Source organism: Schumannella sp. 10F1B-5-1, from assembly GCF_006517535.1.
Lineage (GTDB): Bacteria > Actinomycetota > Actinomycetes > Actinomycetales > Microbacteriaceae > Schumannella.
On sequence record NZ_VHQH01000037.1, the window covers coordinates 116,356 to 129,344 of the forward strand.

At 73.1% G+C, this 12,989-nt stretch carries 15 protein-coding genes; 12 read left to right on the forward strand and 3 right to left on the reverse strand.

Features of this window, described 5'->3' with window-relative positions; all coding sequences use genetic code 11:
- Positions 1–34: 34 nt before the first annotated feature.
- Entirely contained in the window at positions 35–1,177 is a 1,143-nt protein-coding gene (locus FJ658_RS08690; protein ID WP_141144993.1) for a glutamate--cysteine ligase, read from the reverse strand.
- A gap of 80 nt (positions 1,178–1,257) precedes the next feature.
- Between FJ658_RS08690 and FJ658_RS08695 the strand changes: the two genes are divergently transcribed.
- Entirely contained in the window at positions 1,258–2,229 is a 972-nt protein-coding gene (locus FJ658_RS08695; protein WP_255447642.1) for a DMT family transporter, read from the forward strand.
- A gap of 34 nt (positions 2,230–2,263) precedes the next feature.
- Here the strand turns inward: FJ658_RS08695 and FJ658_RS08700 are convergent, their stop codons facing one another.
- On the reverse strand, positions 2,264–2,959 hold the full coding sequence (locus FJ658_RS08700; RefSeq protein WP_141144994.1) for an AraC family transcriptional regulator: 696 nt from the start codon (positions 2,957–2,959) through the stop codon (positions 2,264–2,266).
- A 152-nt stretch (positions 2,960–3,111) separates the two neighbouring features.
- Here FJ658_RS08700 and FJ658_RS08705 point away from each other — a divergent pair, with 152 nt between their 5' ends.
- The 10 genes from FJ658_RS08705 to trmD all read left to right on the forward strand — a co-directional run bounded on the left by FJ658_RS08705 (position 3,112) and on the right by trmD (position 11,550).
- Entirely contained in the window at positions 3,112–3,969 is an 858-nt protein-coding gene (locus FJ658_RS08705; RefSeq protein ID WP_141144995.1) for a siderophore-interacting protein, read from the forward strand.
- 113 nt (positions 3,970–4,082) lie between these two features.
- Entirely contained in the window at positions 4,083–5,075 is a 993-nt protein-coding gene (fepB, locus tag FJ658_RS08710) for a Fe2+-enterobactin ABC transporter substrate-binding protein (RefSeq protein ID WP_141144996.1), read from the forward strand.
- A complete protein-coding gene (locus tag FJ658_RS08715) occupies positions 5,072–6,064 on the forward strand; it encodes an iron ABC transporter permease (protein WP_219995747.1) in 993 nt (330 codons plus the stop codon). Before fepB ends, FJ658_RS08715 begins: the two co-directional genes overlap by 4 nt.
- Complete coding sequence (locus FJ658_RS08720; protein WP_141144997.1) at positions 6,061–7,107, forward strand: iron chelate uptake ABC transporter family permease subunit; 1,047 nt, start codon at positions 6,061–6,063, stop codon at positions 7,105–7,107. The genes FJ658_RS08715 and FJ658_RS08720 overlap by 4 nt, the downstream gene beginning before the upstream one ends.
- A gap of 32 nt (positions 7,108–7,139) precedes the next feature.
- Positions 7,140–7,988 (forward strand): ABC transporter ATP-binding protein, encoded by an 849-nt coding sequence (locus FJ658_RS08725; RefSeq protein ID WP_141144998.1) that lies wholly within the window; start codon positions 7,140–7,142, stop codon positions 7,986–7,988.
- A complete protein-coding gene (locus FJ658_RS08730) occupies positions 7,985–9,256 on the forward strand; it encodes an enterochelin esterase domain-containing protein (protein ID WP_181408392.1) in 1,272 nt (423 codons plus the stop codon). Before FJ658_RS08725 ends, FJ658_RS08730 begins: the two co-directional genes overlap by 4 nt.
- Positions 9,257–9,388: 132 nt before the next feature.
- Positions 9,389–9,841 (forward strand): 30S ribosomal protein S16, encoded by a 453-nt coding sequence (gene rpsP, locus FJ658_RS08735; RefSeq protein ID WP_141145000.1) that lies wholly within the window; start codon positions 9,389–9,391, stop codon positions 9,839–9,841.
- A 5-nt stretch (positions 9,842–9,846) separates the two neighbouring features.
- On the forward strand, positions 9,847–10,086 hold the full coding sequence (locus FJ658_RS08740; RefSeq protein ID WP_141145001.1) for an RNA-binding protein: 240 nt from the start codon (positions 9,847–9,849) through the stop codon (positions 10,084–10,086).
- Entirely contained in the window at positions 10,083–10,832 is a 750-nt protein-coding gene (gene rimM, locus FJ658_RS08745) for a ribosome maturation factor RimM (RefSeq protein WP_370454781.1), read from the forward strand. Before FJ658_RS08740 ends, rimM begins: the two co-directional genes overlap by 4 nt.
- A gap of 28 nt (positions 10,833–10,860) precedes the next feature.
- Positions 10,861–11,550 carry a tRNA (guanosine(37)-N1)-methyltransferase TrmD gene (trmD, locus tag FJ658_RS08750; protein ID WP_141145002.1) on the forward strand — a complete coding sequence of 230 codons (690 nt, stop codon included), beginning with the start codon at positions 10,861–10,863 and terminating at the stop codon, positions 11,548–11,550.
- Between the two features lie 33 nt (positions 11,551–11,583).
- Here trmD and map read toward each other — a convergent pair whose 3' ends face one another.
- A complete protein-coding gene (gene map / locus FJ658_RS08755; protein WP_141145003.1) occupies positions 11,584–12,354 on the reverse strand; it encodes a type I methionyl aminopeptidase in 771 nt (256 codons plus the stop codon).
- A 201-nt stretch (positions 12,355–12,555) separates the two neighbouring features.
- Between map and rplS the strand changes: the two genes are divergently transcribed.
- Complete coding sequence (gene rplS / locus FJ658_RS08760) at positions 12,556–12,903, forward strand: 50S ribosomal protein L19 (protein ID WP_141145004.1); 348 nt, start codon at positions 12,556–12,558, stop codon at positions 12,901–12,903.
- Positions 12,904–12,989 lie beyond the last annotated feature (86 nt).

Here is a 12,989-nt window from a genome sequence, read left to right on the forward strand (position 1 = left end):
GGTCGCCGCCTCGTGCTGAGGTGAGCCCTCGGCGTCAGACCGTCGAGGGCTCGCCCGTCGCGAACTCCGCGACGAGCGCCGCGACCACCGCGCGGGTGTCGCCGCCGTGCGCCTCGGCGATGCGGCGCTGGCGCTGGTAGCTGGCGCCGCGATCCAGGATGAGCTGCACATCCGCCAGCTCGCCGGCGCAGTCGAGACGCTCGGCGATCGGCGCGAGCCGCTCGAGGGTCTCGGCCAGGTGCTCGGTCACGAGCCGCTCGTCGCCCGCGCGATTCACGATGACGATCGCATCCAGGCCGTAGCGCGCCCCGCGCCACTTGTTCTCGCGCACGAACCACGGGGGCATCGACTCGAGGTCGCCGCCCGCGTCGAGCGTCTGCTCCGCCTCCTCGATCAGGCACTGGGCGAGCGCCGTCAGCGCGCCCACCTCGCGCAGGGTCGACAGCCCGTCGCAGAAGCGGATCTCGATCGTGCCCCACTTCGGCGAGGGCCGCAGATCCCAGCGCAGCTCGGAGTGGTCGTCGATCACCCCGACATGGGTGAGCTCGGCGACGATGCGCTCGTACTCCTCCCAGGCACCGAGCTGCGGCGGGAGCCCCGCGGTCGGCAGCTGCTGGAACATGAGCGCGCGGTTCGAGGCGTAGCCAGTGTCGATGCCCGTCCAGAAGGGGCTGGATGCCGACAGTGCCTGGAAGTGCGGGTAGTAGGTGAGCAGGGCGTTGAGGATCGGCAGCACGCGCTCGCGGCGGTCGACGCCGACGTGCATGTGCACGCCCCAGATCAGCAGCTGGCGGCCCCAGTACTGCGTGCGGTCGATGAGCGTCTGGTAGCGCTCCTTGCCGGGCGTGACCTCCTGGTGCTGCCACAGCGCGAAGGGATGCGTGCCCGAGCACATCAGCTCGACGTCGAGCGCGCGGGCGGCGTCGAGCGCGGCACGTGACTCGCCCGCCAGATCGGCCACCGCATCCGCGACCCGGGCGTGCGGACCGCTGACCAGCTCGACCGTGTTCGTCAGGAACTCGCCCGTGGCGTGCGGGAAGGCGGAGTCGTCGCTGTCGAGCGCCGCGAGGATCGCGGGGGCGGCCCCGGAAAGGTCGCCGGTCGCGCGATCAATGCACTGCAGCTCCCACTCGATGCCGACGCTCGAGCGGGGCGAACCGGCGAAGGGGATGCCCATGGCCCGAGTCTGGCAGGAGACCGCGCGCGGATGGCGCTTCTGCGTCTTCGGATGTCGTCGGCTCTCCCTAGCGTTCTGCTGTGAGCACGAACGACGTCCCCTCCTCAGCCGGTATGCGCCGCGAGAAGCTGCTGCTCGGCGGCGCGATCATCTTCACGGTGCTCGCGTGGGCGAGCGCGTTCCTCGTGATCCGCGGCGTGGCCCCGCACATCCACCCCGGCGGCCTCGCCTTCGGCCGACTGCTGGTCGGCGCCGTCACGCTCGCCGTGCTGCTCGCGTTCTCGCGGCGCTGGGTGCGCCCCACCGGGCGCGAGTGGGCGCTGCTCGCCGGTTACGGCGTGCTCTGGTTCGGCCTCTACAACGTCGCCCTCAACACGGCCGAGACCACGCTCGACGCCGGCACGACCGCGATGATCGTCAACGTCGGCCCCATCCTCATCGCGCTCGGCGGCGGCCTCATCTTCCACGAGGGCATCTCCCGCTGGCTCGCGATCGGCTTCGTCGTCGCCTTCGCCGGCATCGTGCTGATCGGCATCGGCAGCGGGGCGCACTTCGGCGACCTGAGCGGGATGCTGTGGTGCCTGGTCGCGGCCGTCACCTACGCCGCGGGCGTGCTCACGCAGAAGCCGACGCTGCGACGGCTGCCGGGCATCCAGGTCACCCTGCTCGGCTGCCTGATCGGCGCCGTCGTGACGACGCCCTTCGCCGGGCAGCTGGTCTCCGGCGTCGAGGGCATCGCCGCGGGAGATGCGCCGCCCGCCGCGCTGGTGGGCATCGTGTACCTCGGCGTCGTGCCGACGGCTCTCGCCTTCACGACCTGGGCCTATGCGCTCGGCCGCGTCCCGGCCAGCCGCCTTGGGATCAGCACCTACGTCGTGCCGCCGATCGCCGTGGTGCTCGGCTGGGTCGCCTTCGGCGAGGTGCCCGCGCCGCTCGCGCTCGCCGGTGGCGTGGTCTGCCTGGTGGGCGTCGCGCTGAGCCGTCGGCGCTCGCGCCCGGCGGTCGTCGTGGCGGAGCAGGCGCCCGTCTCCGAGGCGGCGCCCGGGCGCTGAGCGCGAGCTCGCGTGGCGATCCCCGCCGCGGCGCTCAGCGCAGCACGCGACGCCGGTGCCGCGCGGGCGAGTGCCCGTAGCGGCGCCGGAACGCGTCGATGAACGCGGTCGGAGCGGAGTAGCCGACACGGGCGGCGACGCTCGTGACGGGCACACCGCGCTCCAGCAGCGGCAGCGCCGCGCTCAGCCGTGCCGCGCTGCGCCACTGCGGGAACGTCATCCCCGTCTCGGCCCGGAAGCTGCGCTGCAGCGTCTTGGCGCTCGTGTGCACCAGGGCCGCCCACTCCTCGAGGCTGCGCGCCGAGTGCGGCTCGGTCAGCAGCGCCTCGGCGACCTGGCGGGCGCGGTCGTCGTGCGGCAGGCACAGCGCCGCGGCCGCGGTGATCAGGCTCGGCAGCAGCTCCCGCACCTGCGCGCGCACCGGCTCGGGGTCGCGGTGCTCGCTGAGGCCCGGCTGCAGCAGCTCGCGGCAGAGCCGGTCGAGCTCGGCCGTGCGACGCACGGGCGCGGTGCGGCGCACCAGGTCGGGCGCATCGACGATGCCGATCGGGAGGGGGAACACGAGGCTGTCCTCGCGGGGGAGCACCTCGTGCTCGACCCCGGCCGGGATCCACAGCGCGGTCTCGGTGTCGACGCTCCAGGTGACGCCGTCGATGCGGATCGCGCTGCTCCCGCTCGCGACCCAGGTGAGCTCGTCGCCGTCGTGCACCGTGAGGGTCGTCGCCAGCATCCTGCCTCCTCCGCCTCGTCGGCGCCGTTCGTCCGTCGGTCTCGGGGCGTCGTCGGCCGAGTTCCGTCCAGTCAGCGGAGGGTCGCGTCCAGACAGCCGAGCTCCGCGATCTTAGGCGAGCCTAACCTGATCTCGACCCCGGGAGATGCTCTGTGACCCTGCCCTCGACCTCGCTGTCGGCCCTCGACCTCGCGCCGAGCCGCGCCGGCATCCGCACCGTGACCCGGCCGCTGCGCCGCCGCGTGCTGACCGTCGTCGCCGTGCACGACATCAGCGCGAGCCTGGTGCGCGTCGTGCTGGCCGGCGAGGCGGTGGATGAGACGACCCTCGCGCCGTTCGCGCCGGTCGACCACGTCAAGCTGTTCTTCCCGGATGCGCAGGGCGAGCTGCACCTGCCCGAGGTCGTCGACGACCGCCCGGCGCACCTCGACCGCACGCGCGCGATCTTCCGCGACTACACGGTGCGGGATGCCGATCCCGACGCGGGAACGCTCACGATCGACTTCGTGCGGCACGACCACGGCCCCGCCGGGCGGTGGGCGATCGCGGCGCGACCCGGCGACGAGATCGGCGTGCTCGGGCCCCGCGGCTCGCACGTGTATCCCGACGGCCACGCCCGCTACGTGCTGGTCGCCGACGAGACGGCGATCCCGGCGCTCGCGCGCTGGCTCTCGGCACCGCTCGCCGAAGCCGAGGTGCACGCGGTCGCCGTCGTGGCGAGCGCCGACGACGTGCCCGAGCTGCCGTCCCCGCCGCTCGGTCAGCGCCGCAGCATCCAGGTCGTCACCGCACCCCAGTCGGAGCGAGCGGAGGCGCTCGCCGCCGCGGTGAAGGCGCTCGACCCCGCGCATCCCGACACCTTCTGGTGGATCGCCGGCGAGGCGGGATCGATCGCCCCGCTGCGACGGACGCTGCGCGACGCCGGCGTCGACCGCGGCCGACGCGACATCGACGGCTACTGGCGCGTCGGCGTCGCCAACCTCGACCACCACGTCGAGGACGACGACTGAGCCGGTCCTGACGCCGCACCCGGCGGTCTCGGCTCGCCGCCGTGCCGCGACCGCGAGCGCCCGCATCCATCGCACCACTCCTGCAGCACCACCCCCACAGAACCGAGGTACCCATGTCCCACGCCCGACCCCGCCTGCGCACCGCGCTCGTCGTGCTCGCCGCCGCGACCGCCCTCGCGCTGACCGGATGCTCGGCCGAGACCGTCGACGCCGGCGACTCGGCCGACAGCGGCTCCTGGCCGCGCACGATCGAGCACGAGAACGGCAGCACCGAGATCCCGGCGAAGCCCGAGAACATCGTCTCGACGTCGATCACCCTGACCGGCACCCTGCTCGCGATCGACGCGCCCGTCACCGCCACCGCGACGACCACGCCGAGCGAGATCACGGATGACGACGGCTACTTCGCGCAGTGGGCCGACGTCGCCGCCGACCGCGACGTCGTCGAGCTCTACCCCGACCTGACCTTCGACGAGGAGGCCGTGATCGCCGCGGCCCCCGACCTGATCGTGGTCTCGGCGTCGGGCGCCGACTCGACCGTCGAGCAGTACGACCAGCTGAGTGCGATCGCGCCGACGATCGTGCTCGACTACGGCTCGCACACCTGGCAGGAGCTCGCCGAGCAGCTCGGCGAGGCGACCGGCCACGAGGACGAGGCCGAGGAGGCCGTGAGCGACTTCGATGCGCGCGTGGCCGAGGTGGCCGATGCGATCACCGTGCCGGAGGGCACCGCGAACGCGATCGTCTGGAACGGCACCGAGAACGACACGGCTTTCGCCAAGCCCGAGGGATCGCACGGCAAGCTGCTCGAGGCGCTCGGCTTCGACATCCAGGGCGCCGACGACAGCCTCGACACGAGCACTCAGAGTCGCAACGACTTCGCCTTCGTGTCGATCGAGAACGCGGTGGGCGCGCTGACCGGCGAGACCGTGTTCCTGATCAGTGGCGGCGACGCGAAGGTCGACGACCTGAAGAGTGCCGCGGTCATGGCCAACGCCCCCGCCGTCGCCTCCGGTGCGCTGCACCCGCTCGGCGACACCTCGTTCCGCATCGACTACTACAGCGGTCTGCAGATCGTCGACGCGGTCGAGAAGCAGTTCGGGTGAGACGAGGTCTCATCCTCCTGATCGGGATGCCGGTGCTGGCCCTGCTGGGCTGCGCCGGCATCCTGATCGGATCGCGGGTCATCGACCCGGCCACGGCCTGGCAGGCGCTGACCGCCTTCGACCGCGCCGATGACGCGCAGCTGATCGTGCGCGAGCTGCGGGTGCCGCGCACCCTGCTCGCGATGCTCGTCGGCGCCGCGCTCGGCGCGGCCGGGGCGATCATGCAGGCGCTGACCCGCAACCCGCTCGCCGAGCCGGGCCTGCTCGGCATCAACGCCGGGGCGGGCGCCGCCGCCGCGACCGGCATCGGGCTCGGCTTCACGGTCGGGGCCTTCGGCCACGTGCTCTTCGCCTTCGCCGGCGCCGCGATCGCCGCGGTGCTGGTCGCCGCGCTCGGCGGGGCGTTCGGCGCCGGCTCCGATCCGGTACGGCTCACGCTCTCGGGCGCGGCCCTCAGCGTCGTGCTCGGCGCCTACACGCAGGCGCTGCTCATCAACTACCCCTCGGTATTCGAGGACTTCCGTTTCTGGGTCGTCGGCTCGCTGCAGGGGCGCGACTGGGAGCTCGTCCCGGCCGCCGCGGCGGTCATCATCCCGACCCTGATGGTCGCTCTGCTGCTCACCCGCTCGCTCAACGCCGCCGCCCTCGGCTCCGACCTCGGCCGGGCCCTCGGCGCCGACCTGCGCCGCACCTGGATCGTGTCGGCCCTCGTGGTGATCGTGCTGTGCGGCGCCGCGACCGCCGCGGCCGGGCCCATCGGGTTCCTCGGCCTCGTCGCGCCGCTCGCCGCGCGCCAGCTCGCGGGCCCCGACTACCGCTGGATCGTGCCGCTGTCGATGGTCGGCGCCGCCGCGCTGCTGACCGCGGCCGACGTCGTGGCGCGCGTGGTGACCCCGCCCGCCGAGACCCGCACGGCCATCCTCATGGCGCTCATCGGCGCGCCCGTGTTCATCGCGGTCGTGCGCCGCCGCCGGCTGGTGCGGCTGTGAGCGGGGCGACCTCGCGCTCCTGGCGCGCCTGGCGCTCGCCGGGCGACGCGCTGTCGTGGCGCTGGCGGCCGCGCGCCCTCGTCGTGGCGCTCGTGATCGCCGCGCTGCTCGTGCCGCTCGGCGCCGTCGTGCTGACGACCGGCACGCTGCGGATCGAGCTCGGCGACGTGCTGCCCGCCCTGTTCGGGCAGGGCGAGACCGCGGATGTGCGGGTGCTGCAGCTGATCCGCGCGCCCCGCCTCGTCGCCGGTCTGGCCGTCGGGGCCGCACTCGGCATCAGCGGTGCGCTGTTCCAGTCGCTCTCGCGCAACCCGCTCGGCTCTCCCGACATCGTGGGCTTCCTCACCGGCGCCGCGAGCGGCGCGATCGTGGCGATCCTCGTGCTGGGCGCACCGCCGCTCGGCATCGCGGCGGCCGCCGTCATCGGCGGGGTCGTGACCTCGGCGCTCGTCTACGTGCTCGCGTTCCGCCGCGGCGCGACCGGCGGCTACCGCCTGGTTCTCGTCGGCATCGGCGCCGGCGCGCTGCTCGGCGCCCTCAACGACCTGCTGATGACCCGGTCGGCCGCCGAGAACGCGATCGTGGCGCAGCTCTGGCTCACCGGCACGCTCAACGCCCGCACCTGGGCGCACGCGCTGCCGGTGCTGATCGCCGTGCTGGTGCTCCTCGTGCCCGCGGTCGCCCTCGCGCGCGGCCTCTCCGCTCTGGAGCTCGGCGACGACGTCGCCACCCAGTCGGGGATGCGCGTCGAGGCCGTGCGCATCGGCACCCTCGCGGTCGGCATCGGCCTGGCGGCGCTCGCCGTCGCCGCGGCCGGACCCGTCTCGTTCGTCGCGCTCGCGGCCCCGCAGATCGTCAAGCGCCTGAGCGGAGGGGGCGGCCCGTCGATCGTCGGATCGGCGCTGCTCGGCTCCGCGCTGCTCGTCGGCGCCGACGTGCTCTCGACGACCCTGCCGCTGCCCGTCGCCGTGCCCGTCGGGCTCATGACGGGACTGCTCGGCGGCATCTACCTGATCTGGCTGCTCGGCCGGGGGCGCCGGTGAGCGCCCACGACGACGGCCGCCGAGGAGGGACCATGACCACCGCATCCACCCGCCTCGAGGCGCGCGACGTGACCCTCGGCTATGAGCAGCGCGTGGTCGCCGAGGGGCTCACGCTCGCTGTGCCCGACGGGCGCGTGACCGTGATCGTCGGGCCGAACGCCTGCGGCAAGTCGACCCTGCTGCGAGCGCTCGCGAGGCTCCTCGCCCCGTCGGCGGGCACGGTCGTGCTCGACGGCGGCGATGTGCGCGGCTACCGCACCAAGGAGGTCGCCCGGCGACTCGCGCTGCTGCCGCAGGCCGTCGAGGTGCCCGACGGCATCTCGGTGCTCGATCTCGTGGCGCGCGGGCGCTTCGCCCATCAGCGAATGCTGCGGCAGTGGTCGCGCGACGACGCGACCGCGGTGCGGGCGGCGATGGCGGCGACCGGCGTCGACGAGCTCGCCGATCGCGGCGTCGGCGAGCTCTCGGGCGGGCAGCGGCAGCGCGTGCTGCTCGCCATGGTGCTGGCCCAGCAGAGCGGGCTGCTGCTGCTCGACGAGCCGACGACGTTCCTCGACCTCGCCCATCAGTACGAGGTGCTCGAGCTCTGCCGCCGCCTCAACCGCGAGCGCGGCGACACGATCGTGGCCGTGCTGCACGACCTCAACCAGGCTGCGCGCTACGCCGACCACCTCGTGGTCATGTCGGCGGGGCGCATCGTCGCCGAGGGACCACCGGCCGAGCTGCTGGATGCGGAGCTCGTCGAGCGCGTCTTCGGTCTGCCCGTGCAGGTGATCGCCGACCCGGTCACGGGGTCGCCGCTGGTCATCCCGCTGCCGGGATTGGATGCTGGAGCTGGTCCGGGCGCCGGCGCTGCCGCGCACGCGGGCGGCGCGCCGTGATCGGCACCGCGCTGCGGGCCACTGCGACTCCGCGCGATTACGACGGCGGCCCGCTGCGCATCGACAGCGCCGCCCTCCGCGCTCTACGGGCGGGTGTCCCGCTCGACGAGATCGCCGCCGCCGGACACCATCCGGGGGAGTGGCCGGTCATCGGCCCGCTCGTCGAGCGCGAGGGCGTGCGCCTGCGCGAGGTGACCTTCGTGGCCGACGACACCGGCATCCCGACGCTCGTGCACCTCAACGGCATCACGGATGCGCACCGCCGCGACGTGCGCCCCGCGCTGCTGCACCCGGTCCCCGGCCGCGACCTGCGCGCCCTCGCCTACCTGCTGCCCGAGGGGCTGACGGCCTCGTACCGGATCGCCGCGGTGCCCGAGCTGCCGGTCGACGCGGGCTCGACCCGCGAGGGGTGGATGCGCGTCCACCGTGCCGGCCAGCCCGACCCCCGCAATCCGCACGGCATCCGCACGCCGCTCGGCGGCGCCTCCTCGCTGCTGCGGATGCCGGGGTGGGAGCCGCATCCGGCGCGGGCGTCCGCACCGCTGCGCGACCTCGCCACACGAGAGCTGCGCATCCCGGGCCCGTCGGGCGAACGCTCGGTCTGGGTCATCACTCCGCGCGCCGAGCCGGTGCCCGACACCCTGCTCGTGCTGTTCGACGGCGACACCTGGATGGACGCCGGCATCGAGCGCCTGCTCGCCGCCCGCACCGGCCCGGCCGTCGCGGTCGCCGTGGTGTCGTCGATCTCGCTCGCCGTGCGCTCGGCCGAGCTGCCGCATCTTGCCGTCATCGCCCGCGTGCTCGCCGACGAGGTGCTGCCGGCCGTCGCGTTCTCGCTCGGCCGGCGTCACGGCTCCGAGCAGGTCATCGTCGCGGGGCAGAGCTACGGCGGGCTCGCCGCCGCTGCGCTCGTCGCCCGGCATCCCGAGATCACGCGCACCGGCATCGTGCAGTCGGGCTCGTTCCACTTTCGCGCGGCGGCCGCCGATCATCCTCCGGCCGAGCGGCCCGGTGACCTGGTCGAGTGGATGCGCGATCGAGCGCTCAGCGGCCGTCTCGTCGTGCAGGTGGGCACCGAGGAACCCGACCTGCACCGTCTCGCCCGCGAGTTCGTCGCGGTCGCCGAGAGCGCCGGGATGGACCTCAGCTCGCGCCTGGTCGCGGGCGGTCACGACTACGCGTGGTGGGTCGACGGGGTGCTCCACGCGCTCGATGAACTGCTCATCCGGAACGTGGTTGGAGCACAGCCCCGGGATCTGTCAGAATAGGCAGTCGAGTCTGCGCGCCGTCCGACCCTCTATCCGACCCGCTGCAGGCCCCATCAGAGCCTCGCGTCCGAGCGTGCACCCCACGAGCACGGCCGCTGTTCGACTTTCAAACACTCACCACTTTGGAGAATCGTGGCTGTCAAGATCCGCCTGAAGCGGCTCGGTAAGAAGTTCGCCCCGTACTACCGCATCGTCGTCGCCGACTCGCGCACCAAGCGCGACGGTCGTGTGATCGAGGAGATCGGCAAGTACCACCCGACCGAGAACCCCTCGTTCATCGAGGTCGACTCGGAGCGCGCGCAGTACTGGCTCGGCGTCGGCGCGCAGCCGACCGAGCAGGTCGCCGCCATCCTCAAGCTCACCGGCGACTGGGGCACCTTCAAGGGCGACAAGAACGCCAAGTCGACCGTCCAGGCGCCCGAGGGCAAGGTCGAGTTCGTCGCCGACGAGAAGAAGAAGGCCGTTCTCAAGCCCAAGGCCGAGAAGAAGGCCGAGGAGGCCCCCGCGGCCGCCGAGGCTCCGGCTGAGGAGGCGCCCGCCGAGGATGCCGCCGCCGAGACCGCGACCGACGCCGACCAGGCCTGATCGTCGTGCTCGCTCCCGCGCTGGAACACCTCGTCAAGGGGATCGTCGATCACCCCGATGACGTCCGCGTGGACTCGATCGACTCCTCGCGCGGCGAGGTCCTCGAGGTGCGTGTGCACCCCGAGGACCTCGGTCGCGTGATCGGGCGCTCGGGACGCACCGCGAAGGCGCTCCGCACTCTCGTCACCGCCCTCGCCGACGGCCGCCGTGTGCGCGTCGACGTCGTGGACACCGACGAGGCGTGAGTCCCCGCAAGCCTCCCCGCCCGCCCCGCACGCAGCTGCGGGTCGCGCGCCTGGTCAAGGCCCATGGCCTCAAGGGCGCGCTCAAGCTCGAGCTCTACACCGACGACCCGGAGCGGCGTTTCACGCCCGGCGCGTCGTTCGCGCTGCAGGTGCCGACCTCGTCGTCGTGGCACGGCAAGTCGCTCGAGCTCGCCGAGCTGCGCTGGTACAACGGCAGCCCCGTCGGCTTCTTCGTCGACGTCGACGACCGCACGGCCGCCGAGTCCCTCGTCAAGGCTGTGCTCTGGATCGATCACGACCCGGATGAGCTCACCGACGAAGAGGACGCCTGGTTCGACCACCAGCTCGTCGGTCTCGCCGCCGTGCGCGACGGCGAGAAGCTCGGCCAGGTCGCCCGTGTCGAGCACCTCCCCGCGCAGGACCTGCTCGTGATCGCGACCGACGCCGGCGAGGTCATGGTGCCGTTCGTCAAGGCGATCGTGCCGAGCGTCGACATCGACGCCGGCACGGTCACGCTGACCCCGCCGACCGGCCTCTTCGAGGAGCTGCCGGCCGACGACGACGCCGAGGCCCCGGCAGCCGGCGACGAGGCGGCCGACGACGCGGCGAACGGCAACCGGCGCCCGCCGGCGCCGCGCCGCCGCACGGCACGCCGCCGTCCCGCCGCCGACAGCTCCAGCTCGGACGACGCTTCGGCCGCTGCCCAGACCGGCGCCGACGCAGCCGACGCCGACTCCGCCGAGTAGCGCCCTGCCGCGCGGCTACGCTGGGCCGGTGCGCGTCGACATCTTCACGATCTTCCCGGAGTTCTTCTCCGTGCTCGACGTCTCGCTGCTCGGCAAGGCCCGCACGAGCGGACTCCTCGACCTCGGCGTGCACGACCTGCGCGAGTTCACGACCGACCGTCACCGCAGCGTCGACGACACGCCCTACGGCGGCGGCGCCGGCATGGTCATGAAGCCCGAGCCGTGGGGGCAGGCCCTCGACACGGTCGTGACGGCCGCATCCACGGTCATCTTCCCGAGCCCCGCCGGCGAGGTCTTCACCCAGCGCCGCGCGCGCGATCTGGCGACCCGCGAGCACCTCGTCTTCGCCTGCGGCCGCTACGAGGGCATCGACCAGCGCGTGATCGACGACACCGCCGGCCGCGCCGAGGTCATCGAGCTGAGCCTCGGCGACTACGTGCTCAACGGCGGCGAGGTCGCCACGATGGCCGTCGTCGAGGCGGTCGGACGACTCGTCCCGGGCGTCGTCGGCAACCCCGAGAGCCTCACCGAGGAGAGCCACGAAGACGGCCTGCTCGAGTACCCGAGCTACACGAAGCCGGCCAAGTGGCGCGGGCGCGAGGTGCCGGCCGTGCTCTTGAGCGGGCACCACGCGCAGATCGCGGCCTGGCGCCGCGAGCAGCAGATCGAGCGCACCCGCCGCGTGCGGCCGGAGCTGCTGCCCGAGGAGCTGCGCTAGCGAGCCCGACCCGAGGCCGGCCCGCCGCGAGCGTCAGCTCGAGCGCGCCGTCAGGATGATCGGCCCGTCTTCGGTGATCGCGACCGTGTGCTCCCAGTGGGCGCCGCGCGAGCCGTCGGCGCTGCGGAGAGTCCAGCCGTCGGGGTCGGTGAAGATCTCGTCGGTGCCGAGCATGAACCAGGGCTCGATCGCGAAGACCAGGCCCGGACGCAGGGGGAGTCCGCGCTTGCGGCGGCCGTCGTTCGGCACGTGCGGGTCGCCGTGCATGACCCGGCCGACCCCGTGGCCGCCGAAATCGAGGTTGACCTCGAGCCCCGCATCCGCCGCCACGTCGCCGATCGCGGCCGAGATGTCGCCGATGCGCTTGCCGACGACCGCCTGGGCGATCCCGGCATCCAGCGCCTGCGAGGTCACCTCGATCAGGTCGAGGTCCTCCTGCCGCGCCTCGCCGACGACGAGCGAGAGGGCCGAGTCCGAGACCCAGCCGTCGACGCTCGCCGCGAAGTCGAGGCTGAGCAGATCACCATCCTTCAGCCGGTAGTCGTGGGGGAGGCCGTGCAGCACGGCGTCGTTGACCGAGGTGCAGATGACCTTGCCGAACGGCGAGGCGCCGAACGACGGGTGGTAGTCGATGTAGCAGCTCTCGGCGCCGGCCGCGCGGATCAGGTCGTGCGCGAGCTCATCCAGCTCGAGCAGGTTCACGCCGACCGCGGCGGCGTCGCGGGTGGCCTCGAGCACGCTGGCGACGAAGGCGCCCGCGGGGCGCATCTGCTCGATCTCGGAGGGGGTGCGCAGTTCGATCACCCCGAGAGCCTAGCCGCCGAGGGCGCGGGCGACGCGGGATGCGCGGCCCTCGCTTTGCCAGAACGCCCGGTCATCTGGCAAACTGATCGCTTGTGCCCGGCGCGGCTCTGCCACAGGGGAGCCCGGATCATCGGAGCACACGACTTCTTCCCTTACTTCTACCGCGTGCGACCTGTGGCGGGCGCAGAGAGCGATATCGAAATGCACCTCCTCGACGCCGTCGACGCTGCATCCCTCCGGTCCGACGTTCCGGACTTCCGCCCCGGTGACACCATCAAGGTGCACGTGAACATCATCGAGGGCAGCCGCTCCCGCATCCAGGTCTTCCAGGGCGCCGTCATCGGCCGCTCGGGCGAAGGCGTGCGCGAGACCTTCACGGTCCGCAAGGTCAGCTTCCAGGTCGGCGTGGAGCGCACCTTCCCGGTGCACTCGCCGGTCATCGACCACATCGAGATCGTCACCCGCGGTGACGTCCGTCGCGCCAAGCTCTACTACCTGCGCGAGCTGCGCGGCAAGAAGGCCAAGATCAAGGAGAAGCGCGACGCCTGAGCGTCCCGCTGAACCGCGCATCGCGCCCGCATCCTTCCGAGGATGCGGGCGCGAGCTCGTTAAGGCGCGGCGCGATGCGGCTGCGG